General features: G+C 61.0%; 13 protein-coding genes. 10 read left to right on the plus strand and 3 right to left on the minus strand.

The window, feature by feature from the left end; genetic code table 11:
- Positions 1-90 precede the first annotated feature (90 nt).
- Positions 91-2,937, plus strand: coding sequence for an RNA polymerase-associated protein RapA (rapA, locus tag L6D74_RS20445; RefSeq protein WP_085748196.1), 2,847 nt, complete (start codon positions 91-93; stop codon positions 2,935-2,937).
- A gap of 182 nt (positions 2,938-3,119) precedes the next feature.
- Here rapA and L6D74_RS20450 read toward each other — a convergent pair whose 3' ends face one another.
- Complete coding sequence (locus L6D74_RS20450) at positions 3,120-4,469, minus strand: spinster family MFS transporter (RefSeq protein ID WP_236190176.1); 1,350 nt, start codon at positions 4,467-4,469, stop codon at positions 3,120-3,122.
- A gap of 302 nt (positions 4,470-4,771) precedes the next feature.
- Between L6D74_RS20450 and L6D74_RS20455 the strand changes: the two genes are divergently transcribed.
- Together L6D74_RS20455 and L6D74_RS20460 are read left to right on the plus strand one after the other, a co-directional pair.
- Positions 4,772-5,125, plus strand: a complete 354-nt coding sequence (locus tag L6D74_RS20455) for a YkgJ family cysteine cluster protein (protein WP_064382949.1) — start codon at positions 4,772-4,774, stop codon at positions 5,123-5,125.
- A 163-nt stretch (positions 5,126-5,288) separates the two neighbouring features.
- A complete protein-coding gene (locus tag L6D74_RS20460) occupies positions 5,289-7,571 on the plus strand; it encodes a putative bifunctional diguanylate cyclase/phosphodiesterase (protein WP_236190177.1) in 2,283 nt (760 codons plus the stop codon).
- Here the strand turns inward: L6D74_RS20460 and L6D74_RS20465 are convergent.
- A complete protein-coding gene (locus L6D74_RS20465; RefSeq protein ID WP_197868657.1) occupies positions 7,462-8,358 on the minus strand; it encodes an NAD(P)-dependent oxidoreductase in 897 nt (298 codons plus the stop codon). The genes L6D74_RS20460 and L6D74_RS20465 overlap by 110 nt on opposite strands.
- A gap of 198 nt (positions 8,359-8,556) precedes the next feature.
- Between L6D74_RS20465 and L6D74_RS20470 the strand changes: the two genes are divergently transcribed.
- Complete coding sequence (locus tag L6D74_RS20470; RefSeq protein ID WP_236190179.1) at positions 8,557-10,758, plus strand: hypothetical protein; 2,202 nt, start codon at positions 8,557-8,559, stop codon at positions 10,756-10,758.
- A gap of 310 nt (positions 10,759-11,068) precedes the next feature.
- Here the strand turns inward: L6D74_RS20470 and L6D74_RS20475 are convergent, their stop codons facing one another.
- Positions 11,069-11,374: a DUF2288 domain-containing protein gene (locus L6D74_RS20475; protein WP_039771396.1), complete on the minus strand. Its 306-nt coding sequence runs from the start codon at positions 11,372-11,374 to the stop codon at positions 11,069-11,071.
- A 352-nt stretch (positions 11,375-11,726) separates the two neighbouring features.
- Here L6D74_RS20475 and L6D74_RS20480 point away from each other — a divergent pair, with 352 nt between their 5' ends.
- The 6 genes from L6D74_RS20480 (at position 11,727) to L6D74_RS20505 (ending at position 17,190) form a co-directional block, all read left to right on the plus strand.
- Positions 11,727-12,854, plus strand: coding sequence for a branched-chain amino acid ABC transporter substrate-binding protein (locus L6D74_RS20480; RefSeq protein WP_039771394.1), 1,128 nt, complete (start codon positions 11,727-11,729; stop codon positions 12,852-12,854).
- Positions 12,855-13,085: 231 nt separating this feature from the next.
- Positions 13,086-14,009 (plus strand): high-affinity branched-chain amino acid ABC transporter permease LivH, encoded by a 924-nt coding sequence (livH, locus tag L6D74_RS20485; RefSeq protein ID WP_007959165.1) that lies wholly within the window; start codon positions 13,086-13,088, stop codon positions 14,007-14,009.
- Positions 14,006-15,262, plus strand: a complete 1,257-nt coding sequence (locus L6D74_RS20490; RefSeq protein WP_039771392.1) for a high-affinity branched-chain amino acid ABC transporter permease LivM — start codon at positions 14,006-14,008, stop codon at positions 15,260-15,262. The genes livH and L6D74_RS20490 overlap by 4 nt, the downstream gene beginning before the upstream one ends.
- On the plus strand, positions 15,259-16,026 hold the full coding sequence (livG, locus tag L6D74_RS20495) for a high-affinity branched-chain amino acid ABC transporter ATP-binding protein LivG (RefSeq protein ID WP_007959160.1): 768 nt from the start codon (positions 15,259-15,261) through the stop codon (positions 16,024-16,026). The genes L6D74_RS20490 and livG overlap by 4 nt, the downstream gene beginning before the upstream one ends.
- Positions 16,027-16,728, plus strand: coding sequence for an ABC transporter ATP-binding protein (locus L6D74_RS20500; protein WP_003222380.1), 702 nt, complete (start codon positions 16,027-16,029; stop codon positions 16,726-16,728).
- Between the two features lie 156 nt (positions 16,729-16,884).
- The gene (locus tag L6D74_RS20505; protein ID WP_011332799.1) at positions 16,885-17,190 is read left to right on the plus strand and encodes a BufA1 family periplasmic bufferin-type metallophore; all 306 of its coding nucleotides are present in this window, start codon (positions 16,885-16,887) and stop codon (positions 17,188-17,190) included.
- Positions 17,191-17,193: the final 3 nt, after the last annotated feature.

A 17,193-nucleotide genomic window follows, 5' to 3' on the forward strand; every position in this document is an offset into this window, starting at 1 on the left:
GCCAAAAGCTCGTCACCGCTCCTTATCCTTTGGCCTCGGGCCCTCATTCCGTTAAGATAGCCCGCTTTTTCAAGGTGGGAGTCAGGCAGCATGGCGCAGCAGTATCAACCGGGGCAACGCTGGATCAGTGACAGCGAAGCAGAGCTTGGTTTAGGCACCGTTCTGGCACAGGACGGCCGCTTGTTGACCGTGCTTTACCCGGCCACTGGCGAGACTCGCCAGTACGCGCTACGGAATGCGCCCCTCACCCGCGTGCGGTTCTCGCCGGGCGATTCGATCACTCACTTCGAAGGCTGGAAAATGACCGTCCAGCAAGTCGACGACGTCGACGGCCTGATGGTCTACCACGGCCTCAACGCGCAGAACGAAGCGGTCACCCTGCCGGAAACCCAGCTGTCGAACTTCATTCAGTTCCGTCTGGCCAGCGACCGTCTGTTCGCCGGCCAGATCGACCCGCTGGCGTGGTTCTCCCTGCGTTACCACACCCTGGAACACACCAGCCGCCAGTTGCAGTCTTCGCTCTGGGGCCTGGGCGGCGTGCGCGCACAACCGATCGCCCACCAACTGCACATTGCCCGTGAAGTCGCCGACCGCATCGCGCCGCGGGTATTGCTGGCGGACGAAGTGGGTCTGGGCAAGACCATCGAAGCCGGTCTGGTGATCCATCGTCAGTTGCTGTCGGGCCGCGCCAACCGCGTACTGATCCTGGTGCCTGAAAACCTCCAGCACCAATGGCTGGTGGAAATGCGCCGCCGCTTCAACCTGCAGGTCGCGCTATTCGACGAAGAACGTTTCATCGAAAGCGATGCCACCAACCCGTTCGAAGACACCCAACTGGCCCTGGTGGCGCTGGAGTGGCTGGTCGACGATGAGAAGGCTCAGGACGCACTGTTCGCTGCCGGCTGGGACCTGATGGTGGTCGATGAAGCCCACCATCTGGTGTGGCACGAAGACAAAGTCAGCCCGGAATACTCGCTGGTGGAACAGCTGGCCGAGGTCATTCCCGGCGTGCTGCTGCTCACCGCCACCCCTGAACAACTCGGCCAGGACAGCCACTTCGCCCGTCTGCGCCTGCTTGACCCGAACCGTTTCCATGACCTGGCCGCCTTCCGTGCCGAGAGCGAAAACTATCGCCCGGTGGCCGAAGCCGTTCAGGAACTGCTGGACAAGGGTCGCCTGTCGCCGGCCGCGCACAAGACCATCCACGGTTTCCTCGGCAACGAAGGTGAAGCCCTGCTCACCGCCGTCAACGATGGCGACACCGAAGCCAGCGCCCGCCTCGTGCGTGAACTGCTCGACCGCCACGGCACCGGCCGCGTGCTGTTCCGTAATACCCGCGCCGCCGTGCAGGGCTTCCCGGAGCGCAAGCTGCACCCGTACCCGCTGCCGTGCCCGGACGAATACCTCGAACTGCCCCTGGGCGAACACGCCGAGCTGTACCCGGAAGTCAGCTTCCAGGCCCAGCCGGACGCCAGCGAAGAAGAACGCTGGTGGAAATTCGACCCGCGCGTCGAATGGCTGATCGACCAGCTGAAAATGCTCAAGCGCACCAAAGTGCTGGTGATCTGCGCCCACGCCGAAACCGCGATGGACCTGGAAGACGCCCTGCGCGTGCGCTCCGGCATCCCGGCCACGGTGTTCCACGAAGGCATGAACATCCTCGAGCGTGACCGCGCCGCCGCCTACTTCGCCGACGAAGAGTTCGGCGCGCAGGTGTTGATCTGCTCGGAAATCGGCAGTGAAGGTCGCAACTTCCAGTTCGCCCACCACCTGGTGCTGTTCGACCTGCCGTCGCACCCGGACCTGCTGGAGCAGCGGATCGGTCGTCTCGACCGGATCGGCCAGAAGCACATCATCGAACTGCACGTGCCGTACCTGGAAACCAGCCCGCAAGAGCGCTTGTTCCAGTGGTACCACGAAGCCCTGAACGCGTTCCTCAACACCTGCCCGACCGGCAACGCCTTGCAGCATCAGTTCGGCCCGCGCCTGCTGCCGCTGCTCGAAGAGGCCGACGACGGCGAATGGCAAGCGCTGATCGACGAGGCGCGCACCGAGCGCGAACGTCTGGAAGCCGAGCTGCACACCGGTCGCGACCGTCTGCTGGAGCTCAACTCCGGCGGCGCCGGCGAAGGTGAGGCGCTGGTCGAGGCCATCCTCGAGCAGGACGATCAGTTCGCCCTGCCGATCTACATGGAAACCCTGTTCGACGCCTTCGGCATCGACAGCGAAGACCATTCGGAAAACGCCCTGATCCTCAAGCCGAGCGAGAAGATGCTCGACGCCAGCTTCCCGCTGGGCGACGACGAAGGCGTGACCATCACCTACGACCGCAACCAGGCGCTGTCGCGCGAAGACATGCAGTTCATCACCTGGGAACACCCGATGGTGCAGGGCGGCATGGATCTGGTGCTGTCCGGTTCGATGGGCAACACCGCCGTTGCGCTGATCAAGAACAAGGCGCTCAAGCCAGGCACTGTTTTGCTGGAATTGCTCTACGTCAGCGAAGTGGTTGCCCCGCGTTCGCTGCAATTGGGCCGCTACCTGCCGCCGGCCGCCCTGCGCTGCCTGCTCGACGCCAACGGCAACGACCTGTCGTCGCGCGTGGCGTTCGAAACCCTCAACGATCAACTGGAAAGCGTGCCGCGCGCCAGCGCCAACAAGTTCATCCAGGCCCAGCGCGATCAGCTGACGCCACGGATCAACGCCGGTGAAGACAAGGTCACCCCGCGCCACGCCGAGCGCGTCGCCGAGGCCCGCCGCCGTCTGGCAGCCGACACCGACGAAGAACTGGCACGCCTGACCGCGTTGCAGGCGGTCAACCCGACCGTGCGCGACAGCGAACTGGATGCCCTGCGCAAGCAGCGTGAACAAGGTTTGGCGATGCTCGACAAAGCGGCGCTGCGACTGGAAGCGATCCGGGTGCTGGTGGCGGGCTAAACCGCCCTGCTCCATCGCCAAAAAAAGAAAAGGCCCGCAGCGATGCGGGCCTTTTTGTTTGCCTGATATTTATCCTGCGCGGCTGATTGCCTCTTCGCGAGCAAGCCCGCTCCCACAGTTGGCCGGTTTCCTTCAGGAGGAAATGCGGTCGAATGTGGGAGCGGGCTTGCTCGCGAAGGCGATTACGCAGTCACCGCTGCACCCTCTGGCTCAACCACCGCCACCAGCCCTTCCTTCATCCGCTTGGCATCCCGCACAAAACAGCGCGAGGCGAGGAACAGGAACACCATGGTCAGGAACAGCGCCACCGGAATCAGGTACATCGCATCATGCAGACCGACGGCCTTGAACGCTTCGGTCATCTGCTCGGCGCCCGCCGAGGCCATCGCCGACTTGGCGAAGTGATCCGACAAACCGCCGACCACCACCGGACCCAGACCACCACCGAGCAAATACAACCCGGCAAAGAACAGCGCCATCGCCGTAGCCCGCAGGCGTGGCTCGACCACGTCCTGAATCGCCGTGTACACGCAGGTGTAGAAGTTGTAGGCGAACAGCCAGCCCACACTGAACACCGCGACAAACACCCCGATCTCAATACGCCCGGCATGCAGCGCCCACGCCGTACACAGGGTCGAGATGATCAGGCTGAACGCAGCAAACAGCAGTCGGCCGTTGGCCACCCGCTGGTGGATCTTGTCAGCGATCCAGCCGCCGAGGGTCAGGCCGATCAGCCCGGTCACACCGACGATTACCCCGGTCGCCACCGCCGCTTCCTGCAACGGCATCAGGAAATAACGCTGGAGCATCGGCACCAGGAACGAGTTGCAGGCGTAGGTCGCAAAGTTGAAGCACAACCCGGCCATCACCAGCCACAGGAAGGTCGGAATGGCGAGAACCCGACGAATCGGCCTGTCGACTTTTTCCTGAGACACCTGCACGGTTTCCGCCGCGCCGCGCTTGGGTTCCTTGATGAAGAACATGAACACCGCCAGCACCAGCCCCGGCACGGCGGCGATGAAGAACGGCGCGCGCCAGCTGTCGAAAGCCTTGACCATCCAGCCGATGGTGAAGAAGGCCAGCAGCAGCCCCAGCGGCAGGCCGAGCATGAAAATGCCCATGGCCCGGGCCCGGCGATGGGCCGGGAACAGGTCGCCGATCAGCGAGTTGGCGGCGGGCGCGTAACTGGCTTCACCGATGCCGATGCCCATGCGCACCAGCAGGAAACTCCAGAAACTGCCGACCAGACCGTTGACCGCCGTCAGCGCGCTCCAGGCCGCCAGGCCCCAGCCCATCAGTTTGCTGCGCGAACCGGTATCGGCCATGCGCCCCAGTGGTAAGCCGGCGATCGCATAGACCAGGGTGAACGCGGTGCCGACGATCCCCAGCTGAAAGTCGCTGAGGTGCCACTCCATGCGGATCGGCTCGATGATGATCGCCGGGATGGTGCGGTCGAAGAAGTTGAACAGGTTGGCAAGGAACAGCAGGAACAGAATGCGCCAGGCATTCGCCGCTTGGGTCGAGTTCTGCATGGGTCCGTCTCTTTATTGTTATGAGGGCTTCACTGCCAACGCATCCGAGCCCGGAACCTGCAATCTAGTCACGCTCGTCGGGGCTGTCTGTGATCATTCGCAAGCCTGATGACGGGCCATGGCCGTGTAACGAAACGTAAGCCCTTGAAATGCTTCGAATCCCCCGAAAACCGGGGGTTTTGCGGAAAAATCCGGCAATGAAAAAATACTTTCACGCCCCCCTTCCCAACGCCGTGGCGAAGCCTAGAATGGCCGCCGGATCCGTCCGGATCCTGCCGATCAACCCCTTTGATATCCCGCCCATGTCCGAAGTCAGTCCGTGTCTGAATTGCGGTGCCTGCTGTTCCCATTTTCGTGTGTCATTTTTCTGGGGTGAATGCGCATCCTCCGGCGGGACCGTACCCGATGAACTGGTCACCCAGATCACGCCCAGCCGGGTCGCGATGATCGGTACCGACCGCAAGGCGCCGCGCTGTACCGCGCTGGAGGGCGAAGTCGGAAAAGCCGTGAGCTGCACGATCTACGACAAGCGTTCCAGCCCCTGCCGCGAATTCGAAGCATCGTGGGAAAACGGCGAACAGAACACCGACTGCGACAAGGCGCGGGCCCGTTTCGGCCTGCCACCGCTGCAACCGCACTGGAACGAAGTCGCCTGAGTTCAGGCCTGTGCACGCTTAGCGCCATTCGCTATGAGGCTAATGCCGAAATCATTAGCACCAATGTGCCACTACCGCGTGCACGGCAAAAACCGCCTCTATACTGCAACCATTCGCCTGCGTTGATGACGCAGTAAGGACGCACTCAGAGACGGGGCATGCTATGGAGTGGCTTGGGTTGCAGTTTGTTGCCGAGCAGCCGGAGAGCGGGCAGGTCATCCTCAATTGCACACACAATCCCCTGCTGGTGCTGGTGGCCTACCTGGTCGCCTGCGCCGCGAGTTTCGCCACCCTCGACATGGCCGAACGGGTCGCCCACGCCGAAGAGCCCGGTTCGCAACGCCTGTGGCGCTGGATCGGCGCAACCTGCCTGGCCGGCGGCATCTGGGCGATGCACTTCATCAGCATGCTGGCGTTCCAGGCGCCGATCGACATCCAGTACGACCTGCCCGTGACCCTGTTTTCCCTGGTGATCGCGTTACTGGCGTCCTGGCTGGCGATGCACACCCTGAGCACGCCCCAACCGAACCTGCTGCAGTACCTCAAGACCGCCATCGTCATCGGCCTCGGCATCGCCGGCATGCATTACGTCGGCATGGCCGCCATCGAATCCGCCGCCACGGCCTACTACGAGCCCACCCTGTTCCTGTCGTCGATCGTGATCGCCATCGGCGCCAGCTTCGCGGCGTTGTGGGTCGCCGGCAACTTGCGCGAAGGCAGTGGCCTGCACATCCAGATGCTCAAATACCTGGCCGCGCTGATTCTCGGCGCCGGCATCCTCAGCATGCATTTCACCGGCATGGCGGCGCTGCAACTGGTGCTGCCCGAGGGGCAATTGCCGATCCTGGCGTCGCAATCCAGTCACCTGCAACTGGGCCTCACCGTCGCACTGATCACGTTGCTGATCCTGGGCAGCGCGATCAGCGCCGCGCTGGCCGACAAGAAGCTGCAGAACAAGGAACACGATCTGCGCCGGGTCAACGCCCTGCTCAGCCAGCTTGATCAGGCGCGCATGTCGCTGCAGCACGTGGCCAACTACGACGCCCTGACCAACCTGATCAACCGACGCGGTTTCAATCAGATCTTCGCCGAAAAACTCAGTCAGAAATCCAGCGAAGGCGGGATGCTGGCGGTGATGTTCCTCGACATCGACCACTTCAAACGCATCAACGACAGCCTCGGCCATGACGCCGGCGACGAACTGCTCAAAGTCATCGCCCAGCACATCAAGGGCTCGGTGCGCAGCCACGAAGATGTGGTGGCGCGATTCGGCGGCGACGAGTTCTGCATCCTGATCGGTCTGCGCGACCGCGAAGAGGCACGCAATCTGGCCCAGCGCATCATGCTCAAGATGAAAGAGCCGATCGAACTCGCCGGTCGGCGCATGGTGATGACCACCAGTATCGGCATCAGTCTGTTCCCCGAGGACGGCTCCACCTGCGATGAACTGCTCAAGCACGCGGATCTGGCGCTGTACCAGTCCAAAGGCGCCGGGCGCAACGGCGTGCATTTCTTCGATTCCAATCTGAAAAACCGCGCCAGCCTTGAGCTGCAACTGGAAGAGGAACTGCGCCACGCCCTGCGTGAAGAGAACGGCCTGCGGTTGTATTACCAGCCGATCTTCGAACTCAAGACCGGCAAGGTCACCAAGCTCGAAGCGCTGATCCGCTGGCAGCATCCGGTGCACGGCCTGCTCACCCCGGACCGATTCATCGCCATCGCCGAAAACAACGGCCTGATTGCCGAGCTCGACAACTGGGTCCTGCGCAAGGCCTGTGAGGACCTTGGCGAACTGTCGCGCCATGGCTGTTCAGAACTGAAGATCGCCTGGAACTGCTCACCGCTGAATCTGGCCCGGGAAGAACTGGCCAATGAAATCGAGCACGCCTTGCGCAGCGCCGGGGTCGCCCCGGAACGGCTGGAACTGGAAGTCACCGAAAACGCCTTGATGGGCAACATCGCCAACACGCTGGTGTTGTTGCGACAGATCCGCGCCCTCGGCGTGTCACTGTCGATCGACGACTTCGGGACCGGCTATTCGTCGCTGGCCTACCTCAAGCGCCTGCCGCTCAACACTCTGAAGGTCGACCGCTCGTTCATCCTCGACATTCCCAAGGCCACCGCCGACATGGAGATCGTCCAGGCGATCATCGTCATGGCGCACACCCTGCATTTGCAGGTGGTCACCGAAGGCGTCGAAAGCCTGGAGCAGTACGAATTCCTCGAGCGCTCGGGCTGCGACTTCATTCAGGGTTACCTGCTCAGCCGCCCGGTGCCACTGGCCGAACTGCGCCCGGTGCTGGAGGAAATCAATCAGCGCAAACACGCGCACGCGGTCAATCCGTTGAGTCTGGCGCGCGGTACATTTGCACCAGTGTCGCTGGATCCTTCTGCAAAAAACCCTGCGCCCCATGCAGGCGCATCAGTTGTGCGGCCAATCCGCTGATCGGCGTGGCCGAGCCGGTTTCCCGGGAAAACTTCACGGCGGTATCCAGATCTTTCAGCAGCGTGCGCACGTGCCACTTCACCGGTTCGAAACGACTTTCGGCCATTTGCGGGGCAAGAATCTGCAACGGTCTGGAATCGGCAAAACCACCGGCCAGCGCCTCGGCGATCAGGCTGGCATCAACCCCGGCCTGCTCGGCCAGCGCCACCACTTCGGCGATCACCAGGGCATTGCAGGCGACGATCATCTGATTGCAGGCCTTGGTCACCTGACCGGCGCCGACGCCGCCCATGTGCGTGACGCGCTGCCCGAGTTCGAGCAATACCGGGCGTACGCGATCAAGATCTGCTGCATCACCGCCGACCATGATCGCCAGGCTGCCGGCCTCGGCCCCGACCACCCCGCCGGACACCGGCGAATCGAGCCAGGCCATGCCTGTCTTGTCGGCCAGTTCAGCCGCCATTTCACGGGTGGCCGTCGGTTCGAGGCTGGAAAAATCCACCAGCAACTGACCGGGTTTCGCCCCTTCGGCCACGCCGGCCGGGCCGAACACCACCTCGTGCACCACCGCGGTGTCGGCCAGGCACAGCATCACCACGTCAGCCTGTTCACAGAGTTCAGCGGGGGTCACCACCTGCCGGGCGCCGGCCTCGACCAGCGGCGCGCACTTGGCCGGGTTGCGGTTCCACACGGTCAGCGGGTAACCGGCGGCCAGCAGGCGGCGGCACATCGGCAGGCCCATCAGGCCGATTCCGGCAAAACCCAACGAAGGTCGCGTTGACATCATTTAGCCTCCTTTTGATTAAAGATCGCCGAATAATGGCCGATCCATCATCAATCAGGAAAGGATTCCCCCGCGCGGCACTCAGGTCATACCCCCTGACGCACGGGCCAAACACGCGCAAGAAAAAGACGCGAGATTCCCATTCCGTGAGGTTCGACGACAGCGGTCGTTGAACCAACCAGTCCAGGTAGATGGCGCTCAATGACTTCTAAAAACAATCCGGCCACTGCGGTATCCGATCTGACTCTGAGCCCGGCGGCGAACAGCCCTGCCCCGATGAAGCCATTGCCCCCCTCGCGCCCGCTGGGCACCCAGCAATACCTGTACTTCACCGAAACCAATACCGACCGCATCCTCGACAACCTCGATGGCCTGCGTGACCTGGTGTTCCCGCGCCCGCCGCACCTGGAAGGCGACAACGAACAGCACAACGATCAGGAATTCCCGTCGGTGTGCCTGATCGGCCTCGGTCGCTGCGGCTCCAACATCGCCCTCGACGTGGCGGAGCTTGTGTACAACGCGCGCAAGTTCTACCTCAACGAATTCAACAGCGAAGATCGCGCGGCTGACCGTCGCCTGGCCTCCGACAAAGGCTACAGCCCGGCCCAGTGGATCAAGCAGAATCTGCGGATCGGCCCGAGCAAGTCGACCAAACCGGTGTTCCTGGTGGAACCGCTGGTGATGCTCGGCGACCTCGACAAGGACATTGCCGGGCGTATCCGTTTCTCGCGCAAGGGCGAAAAAAGCGGTTTCCTGCGCGACTACAGCAAGATGAAGATCATGGACTTGTCCGAAGTCCACGCCGGTGGCGCCGGTAACGCGCCGATCCTCGGCCAGTACCTGGCGAAGATCATCCTCAACAAGGACACCCAGCGTTTCTCCAGCCCTGACTGGAAAATGATCCACTCGTACCTGATCGACAGCTGCGGCATCAAGGCCAACCAGTCGCGCCTGTATTTCTCGATCTTCAGTGCCGGCGGTGGTACCGGTTCGGGCATGGCCTCGGAATTCGGCCTGGCCCAGCAGCACTCGTACATGAACAAGACGTTCGACACCAAGCCGATGGATGAGCATGACGGCAAGAGCGGTCATTCCTTCGTGTTCGAACCGATCTTCACCAGCGGCATCTGCGTGCTGCCGAACATTTCCGACCACCGCAGCGAAATGTCCGAGGCGCTGCACATCAACGCCGGTCGTCTGCTGTGCAAATACCTCTCGGAAGAATGGGATTTCTCGTACAACTTCGCCAACGAAGACAGCAGCGAAGCCAGCGTCATGGGCCGTATCCGCCCATGGAACGCGATGATGCTGATTTCCAACGACATCATGCGTTACGCCGAAGAGAGCGATGACGGCAACATCCAGAACATTGATGTCAATGCGATGGAGAAGCACGCCAACCAATACATCTCGCAGCAGATCTTCAACATTCTGACGGCCCAGGCGGTCACGACCGACTACGACCAGAACTATTTCCGTCGCGCCGGCATCGACATCGGCGAGACCATTCGCCTGGACGCCAACGACCTGTTCATGAGTCTGGCCGGCCCGGTGGCGATTGCCTACGCCGAATCCGTGGTGCCGGAAACCCCGCCTCCGAGCAGCGACAAGTTCAAGGTGTTCGACAAAGAGCCGCAGCGCCTGAACATCGACGACCTGTTTTTCCGCTCGATCGACCTGCCGCACTTCAATAAAGTGACCCAGGCCATCGAAGGCATCAGCCTGCTGCCGATCGAGTCCAAGCGTTATCGCGCCTCGCTTGAGCAATACAAGAACTCCGGCTACGACGCGGCTGCGCTGCACGACCTGCACTTCTTCAAGAACTGCTCGTCGGTGGTCTCGATCGTTTCGCTGCCGAAAGACTACAAGCTGTCGTACATGGACCTGAACCGGTTGAAGACCCACCTCAACAGCCTGTTCCCCAACACCACGCTCAAGCGCTACGCGCTGGTGATCGGCGCCTCGGCCAACCTGTCGCTGACCACCCTGATCGCCAAGAGCCCGTGCCTGTCGGACGACTTCCTGACGCTGATCGTGGCATTCATCAAGCGTTGCTTTGCCAAGACGCCGTACCGTTTCGACGAGACCCTGGACAACTCGATCCTCGATTTCATCATTCAGGAAGAGTTCGACGAGGACCGCATCGACGACCTGCTCAACGAATTCGAGAACCCGGCGAAGATCCTCGATACCAACTGGTACGCGATCAAGCCGATGTACGAGAAGAAGTACCGCGAGTTGATCAACGACAAAGAGAAGTTCGTCTCGATCAATGACATTCGCCTGTCGCGCGATTGCGTGAAGAAGTCGATCAAGTACCTGCGCGAGATCTACCGTCACCGGATCGGCAAGACCAAGGTTATTTCCCTCAATAACCATACGGGCAAGACTTACACGGTCTGATCCAGACCCGAGTCGCCCCATTCGCGAGCAAGTCGAATCGTCGCACCGCCGCTCCCACATTTGGAATGCATTTCCCCGTGGGAGCGGGCTTGCTCGCGAAGAGGCCCGCTAATTCACTGAAGATTTCAGCCTTTCCAATATCCCGAAACAATTAAGCAGCCGTCAGGCTGCTCAATAAACTGTGCCCGTTACGTTTACGTCACCGTTATGCCACCCACGCTTGTGGCATTTCTCTACGGCAACGTGCCATCACGCTACTCCGCTACACACTTTTTGCCGGTCAGTGCCCGCACCAACAAGGTGCAACCCGTCAGGTCGCTGCCCTTTCCTGGATCAGGATCCACGGCCGGACTACCACCGCCCACATCTCGGGATCACGCTCGAAGATATCCAGCGCCCGCGTTTCAGACAGCTTGGCGACCTTGTCTTCGGCCAGCCAGGCAGCGACTTTCTCGCCCTGATCCGACGCCACGGCCTCGGCGACCGCGATCAAATCCAGGCCGGCGTCGACCCACAATAGGGCACCCTGGGCATAGAAGCGCTCCAACTCTTTCCAGGTAATAGATGCGGTTTCACCAAGCAGCTTGGCATAGAGGGTGCTAGGTTCTTGATTCATGGGACTGTCCGGAAAAGAAATCGGCGCGAATGATAACGTCGGTGGTCCGGCAGAAAAACCCGGTTGCAAAAGGCCGTACCGAACGAAAAGAGCAGGAACGCCAAGGAATGCTGATGATTGGGGCATAAGCCCTCTGAACGTCCCGCCGCAATTCTGTCTTTTTCTTTCATTAAAGCGACACCCTCAGGTTTTGCCCCCTGGCGCCAGCTTCCCAGGCCAACAACCGGCGCTCTACACTGTACCGGTACAGTTGCCGGGGGCTTTTCCGGAGGGTATCGCCCAGATATCTGTCCCGGTTCTGCTGCTACGGCGTCAGGACTCTAAAAAAATACAACAGTAAGAGTGGAGCACTATGACTAAGGCTACTAAGCAGATTTCCAAACTGTTTGCCGCTATGGTTCTGGCCGGGGTTGCCAGCCATTCGTTCGCAGCTGACACCATCAAGATCGGTATCGCCGGCCCTAAAACCGGTCCAGTAGCCCAGTACGGCGACATGCAGTTCAGTGGCGCGAAAATGGCCATCGAACAGATCAACGCCAAGGGCGGCGTCGACGGCAAGAAGCTCGAAGCCGTTGAATACGATGACGCCTGCGATCCCAAACAAGCGGTAGCGGTTGCGAACAAGGTCGTCAACGACGGCGTCAAGTTCGTGGTCGGTCACCTGTGCTCCAGCTCCACCCAGCCTGCTTCGGACATCTACGAAGATGAAGGCGTGATCATGATCACCCCGGCTGCCACCAGCCCGGACATCACCAACCGTGGTTACAAAATGGTGTTCCGCACCATCGGTCTGGACAGCGCCCAAGGCCCTGCCGCCGGTAACTACATCGCCGATCACGTGAAGCCGAAAATCGTCGGCGTGCTGCACGACAAGCAGCAGTACGGTGAAGGCATCGCCACCGCCGTCAAATCCACCCTCGAGAAGAAAGGCACCAAGGTTGCCGTGTTCGAAGGCGTCAACGCCGGCGACAAGGACTTCTCCGCGATCATCGCCAAGCTCAAGCAAGCCAACGTCGACTTCGTCTACTACGGCGGCTACCACCCGGAGCTGGGTCTGATCCTGCGTCAAGCCCAGGAAAAAGGCCTGAAGGCCAAGTTCATGGGTCCGGAAGGCGTGGGTAACGACTCGATCACCCAGATCGCCAAGGACGCGTCCGAAGGCCTGCTGGTGACCCTGCCGAAGTCCTTCGACCAGGATCCGGCCAACGTGGCCCTGGCCGATGCATTCAAGGCCAAGAAAGAAGACCCGAGCGGTCCGTTCGTGTTCCCGTCCTACTCGGCCGTTGAAGTGATTGCCGAAGGTATCAAGGCTGCCAAGTCCGAAGATGCTGCCAAAGTGGCTGAAGCCATCCACAAAGGCACGTTCAAGACACCTACCGGCGACCTGAGCTTCGACGACAAGGGCGACCTGAAGGACTTCAAATTCGTGGTTTACGAGTGGCACAACGGCAAACCTAAAACCGAAGTGTCGCCTCAGTAAGGCGCTGCCTGACTGACTGCCAATAAAGCCCACGGCGTGCCGTGGGCTTTGTTTTACGAATGTATTGGGCCGCGCTGGCGTGATCCGCCAGTCTCCCCACCTGAAAATCTCAAAACCGTCATCAGCGGTTCGCTGGCAAAACCCGGATTCGAAGTGGATATAGATCCACGGGACCGGGCGGGAAAATGACTCCACCAGTGAAATGCGTATCAGGTTTTTAGGAGCGCTGTAATGCCTGACATCTATCACTTCTTCCAACAGCTGGTTAACGGCTTGAACGTTGGCAGCATGTATGCCCTGATCGCCATCGGCTACACGATGGTCTACGGCATCATTGGAATGATCAACTTCGCCCACGGCGAGGTGTACATGATCGGTTCCTACGTGGCGTTCATCGCCATCGCCGGGCTGACCATGATGGGACTCGAAAGCGTCCCGCTGCTGATGACCGTGGCGTTCATCGCCAGCATCGTCGTCACCAGTTCCTACGGTTACAGCATCGAACGCATTGCCTACCGCCCGTTGCGCGGCAGCAACCGTCTGATCCCGCTGATTTCCGCGATCGGTATGTCGATCTTCCTGCAGAACACGGTTCTGCTGGCGCAAGACTCCAAGGACAAAGCAATCCCCAACCTGATTCCGGGCAACTTCGCCTTCGGCCCGGGTGGCGCACATGAAGTGCTGATTTCCTACATGCAAATCGTGGTGTTCGTGGTGACGCTGATCGCCATGCTCGGCCTCACGCTGTTCATCTCCCGCTCTCGCCTGGGCCGCGCGTGCCGCGCCTGTGCCGAAGACATCAAGATGGCCAACCTGCTGGGCATCAACACCAACAACATCATCGCCCTGACCTTCGTCATCGGTGCTGCGCTGGCGGCCGTCGCGGCCGTGCTGCTGAGCATGCAATACGGCGTGATCAACCCGAACGCCGGTTTCCTCGTCGGCCTCAAGGCCTTCACCGCCGCGGTACTGGGCGGGATCGGCAGCATCCCCGGCGCCATGCTCGGCGGGCTGGTGCTCGGGGTGGCGGAAGCCTTTGGCGCCGATATCTTCGGCGACCAGTACAAGGACGTCGTGGCTTTCGGCTTGTTGGTTCTGGTGCTGTTGTTCCGTCCGACCGGCATTCTGGGCCGTCCGGAGGTTGAGAAAGTATGACTAGGAATCTTAAACAGGCGCTGTTCAGCGCCTTGCTGGTCTGGGCCGTGGCCTATCCGGTACTGGGTCTGAAACTGACCATCGTCGGCATCAACCTGGAAGTGCACAACACCAGCCCGGCCATTCTGGCGACCATCGCCATCTGCTCGGTGCTGATGTTCCTGCGAGTGCTGTTCAACCAGCAGATCAGCAAGGCGTGGCGTTCGTCGCCGGGCATGCCGCTGATCCCGGCCAAGGCCAGCAACTTCCTGACCCTGCCTTCCACCCAGCGCTACTTCATCATCGCGCTGATCATCGGTGCGCTGGTGTGGCCGTTCTTCGGCTCCCGTGGCGCGGTGGACATCGCGACGCTGATCCTGATCTACGTGATGCTCGGCCTGGGCCTGAACATCGTGGTCGGTCTGGCCGGTCTGCTCGACCTGGGTTACGTCGGTTTCTACGCCGTCGGCGCCTACAGCTACGCGCTGCTGTCGCACTACTACGGCCTGAGCTTCTGGATCTGCCTGCCGATTGCCGGCCTGATGGCGGCGACGTTCGGCTTCCTGCTCGGCTTCCCGGTGTTGCGTCTGCGCGGCGACTACCTGGCGATCGTGACCCTCGGCTTCGGGGAAATCATCCGCCTGTTCCTGCGTAACCTGACCGACATCACCGGCGGCCCGAACGGCATCAGCAACATCGAGAAACCGACGTTCTTCGGCCTGACCTTCGAACGCAAGGCTGCGGAAGGCCTGCAAACCTTCCACGAGTATTTCGGCCTGCAATACAACTCGATCAACAAGGTGATCTTCCTCTACCTGGTCGCCCTGCTGCTGGCGCTGGCGGCGCTGTTCATCATCAACCGCCTGCTGCGCATGCCGATCGGCCGTGCGTGGGAAGCGCTGCGTGAAGATGAAATCGCCTGCCGTGCGCTGGGTCTCAACCCGACCGTGATCAAGCTGTCGGCGTTCACCCTGGGCGCGAGCTTCGCCGGTTTCGCCGGCAGCTTCTTCGCCGCCCGTCAGGGTCTGGTGACGCCGGAATCGTTCACCTTCATCGAGTCCGCCATCATCCTCGCCATCGTGGTGCTGGGTGGCATGGGCTCGCAGTTGGGCGTGATTCTCGCGGCCGTGGTGATGATCCTGCTGCCGGAAATGATGCGTGAGTTCAGTGAGTACCGCATGTTGATGTTCGGCGCCCTGATGGTGCTGATGATGATCTGGCGACCTCAAGGTCTGCTGCCCATGCAACGTCCTCACATGGAGCTGCGCAAATGAGCCGCGAGATCCTGAAAGTCGAAAATCTGAGCATGCGCTTCGGCGGCCTGCTGGCGGTCAACGGCGTGGCCCTGACCGTCAAAGAGAAACAGGTGGTTGCACTGATCGGGCCGAACGGCGCGGGCAAGACCACCGTGTTCAACTGCCTGACCGGTTTCTACCAGCCATCGGGCGGCAGCATCCTGCTGGACGGCGAGCCGATCCACGGCCTGCCGGGCCACAAGATCGCCCTCAAAGGCGTGGTGCGCACCTTCCAGAACGTGCGCCTGTTCAAGGACATGACGGCGGTCGAGAACCTGTTGATCGCCCAGCACCGTCACCTGAACACCAACTTCCTGTCCGGCCTGTTCAAGACCCCGGCGTTTCGCAAGAGCGAGCGCGAGGCCATGGAGTTCGCCGAGTACTGGCTGGAAAAGGTCAACCTCAAAGAGTTCGCCAACCGCCCTGCCGGCACCCTGGCTTACGGTCAACAGCGTCGCCTGGAAATCGCCCGCTGCATGATGACCCGTCCGCGGATCCTCATGCTCGACGAACCGGCCGCCGGTCTGAACCCGAAGGAAACCGAAGACCTCAAGGCGCTGATCAGCGTGCTGCGTGAAGAGCACAACGTGACCGTGCTGCTGATCGAACACGACATGAAACTGGTCATGAGCATTTCCGATCACATCGTCGTGATCAACCAGGGCACGCCCCTGGCCGACGGCACGCCGGAGCAGATCCGCGACAATCCTGAAGTGATCAAAGCCTACCTGGGGGAAGCGTAAATGCTGCAGTTCGAAAACGTTTCCACCTTCTACGGCAAGATCCAGGCGCTGCACAGCGTCAACGTCGAAGTCCGCCAGGGCGAGATCGTGACCCTGATCGGCGCCAACGGTGCCGGCAAGTCCACGCTGCTGATGACGCTGTGCGGTTCGCCGCAGGCCCACAGCGGCAGCATCCGTTACATGGGTGAGGAACTGGTCGGCCAGGATTCGTCGCAGATCATGCGCAAGAGCATCGCCGTAGTGCCGGAAGGTCGTCGGGTGTTTGCCCGTCTGACCGTCGAAGAAAACCTGTCCATGGGCGGATTCTTCACCGACAAGGGCGACTATCAGGAACAGATGGACAAGGTTCTCGGACTTTTCCCACGCCTGAAAGAACGCTTCAACCAGCGCGGCGGCACCATGTCCGGCGGCGAACAGCAAATGCTCGCCATCGGCCGTGCGCTGATGAGCAAGCCGAAACTGCTGCTGCTCGACGAGCCGTCGCTGGGCCTGGCACCGATCATCATCCAGCAGATCTTCGACATCATCGAACAGCTGCGCAAGGACGGTGTGACGGTGTTCCTGGTCGAGCAAAACGCCAACCAGGCGCTGAAAATCGCTGACCGTGCCTACGTTCTGGAGAACGGCCGGGTGGTGATGCAAGGCACCGGCGAAGCGCTGCTGACCGACCCGAAAGTGCGCGAGGCGTACCTCGGCGGTTGATCGATCGCTTCAAAAAAAACGGCCTTCGGGCCGTTTTTTTTGTGCCCGGCAAAAAAACTTTTACTGATCGCTGTAACGCATCGCCGAGTCGTTTCTCTAGTGGGGCAAGCAAGCGCAATCGCTTGTTCAAACCCAAGTTCAAACCGGAGAAACATCATGACTGCTACCACCCGCACCCTGTCCGCCACCGCCCTGGTTCTGGCCCTCGGTTCCGCCCTGAGCATCGCTGCCGTCTCCACCGCCCACGCCGCTGACGACAACATGGAAAAATGCTTCGGCGTGGCCATGAAAGGCAAGAACGATTGCGCCGCAGGCGCGGGCACCACCTGTGCCGGCACCGCGAAAATGGATCATCAGGCCAACGCCTGGAAACTGGTCCCGAAAGGCACCTGCACCACCACTGAAAGCAAAACCTCGCCGACCGGTTTCGGTCAGCTCGAAGCGTTCAAAGCCAAGTCCTGATCC

The organism is Pseudomonas pharyngis (assembly GCF_021602345.1).
Taxonomy (GTDB): Bacteria; Pseudomonadota; Gammaproteobacteria; order Pseudomonadales; family Pseudomonadaceae; genus Aquipseudomonas; species Aquipseudomonas pharyngis.

Coding starts and splice junctions, on each gene's coding strand:
- rapA (WP_085748196.1), top strand. CDS start 91: ATGGCGCAGCAGTATCAACCGGGGCAACGCTGGATCAGTGACAGCGAA.
- L6D74_RS20450 (WP_236190176.1), bottom strand. CDS start 4,469: ATGCAGAACTCGACCCAAGCGGCGAATGCCTGGCGCATTCTGTTCCTG.
- L6D74_RS20455 (WP_064382949.1), top strand. CDS start 4,772: ATGTCCGAAGTCAGTCCGTGTCTGAATTGCGGTGCCTGCTGTTCCCAT.
- L6D74_RS20460 (WP_236190177.1), top strand. CDS start 5,289: ATGGAGTGGCTTGGGTTGCAGTTTGTTGCCGAGCAGCCGGAGAGCGGG.
- L6D74_RS20465 (WP_197868657.1), bottom strand. CDS start 8,358: ATGATGTCAACGCGACCTTCGTTGGGTTTTGCCGGAATCGGCCTGATG.
- L6D74_RS20470 (WP_236190179.1), top strand. CDS start 8,557: ATGACTTCTAAAAACAATCCGGCCACTGCGGTATCCGATCTGACTCTG.
- L6D74_RS20475 (WP_039771396.1), bottom strand. CDS start 11,374: ATGAATCAAGAACCTAGCACCCTCTATGCCAAGCTGCTTGGTGAAACC.
- L6D74_RS20480 (WP_039771394.1), top strand. CDS start 11,727: ATGACTAAGGCTACTAAGCAGATTTCCAAACTGTTTGCCGCTATGGTT.
- livH (WP_007959165.1), top strand. CDS start 13,086: ATGCCTGACATCTATCACTTCTTCCAACAGCTGGTTAACGGCTTGAAC.
- L6D74_RS20490 (WP_039771392.1), top strand. CDS start 14,006: ATGACTAGGAATCTTAAACAGGCGCTGTTCAGCGCCTTGCTGGTCTGG.
- livG (WP_007959160.1), top strand. CDS start 15,259: ATGAGCCGCGAGATCCTGAAAGTCGAAAATCTGAGCATGCGCTTCGGC.
- L6D74_RS20500 (WP_003222380.1), top strand. CDS start 16,027: ATGCTGCAGTTCGAAAACGTTTCCACCTTCTACGGCAAGATCCAGGCG.
- L6D74_RS20505 (WP_011332799.1), top strand. CDS start 16,885: ATGACTGCTACCACCCGCACCCTGTCCGCCACCGCCCTGGTTCTGGCC.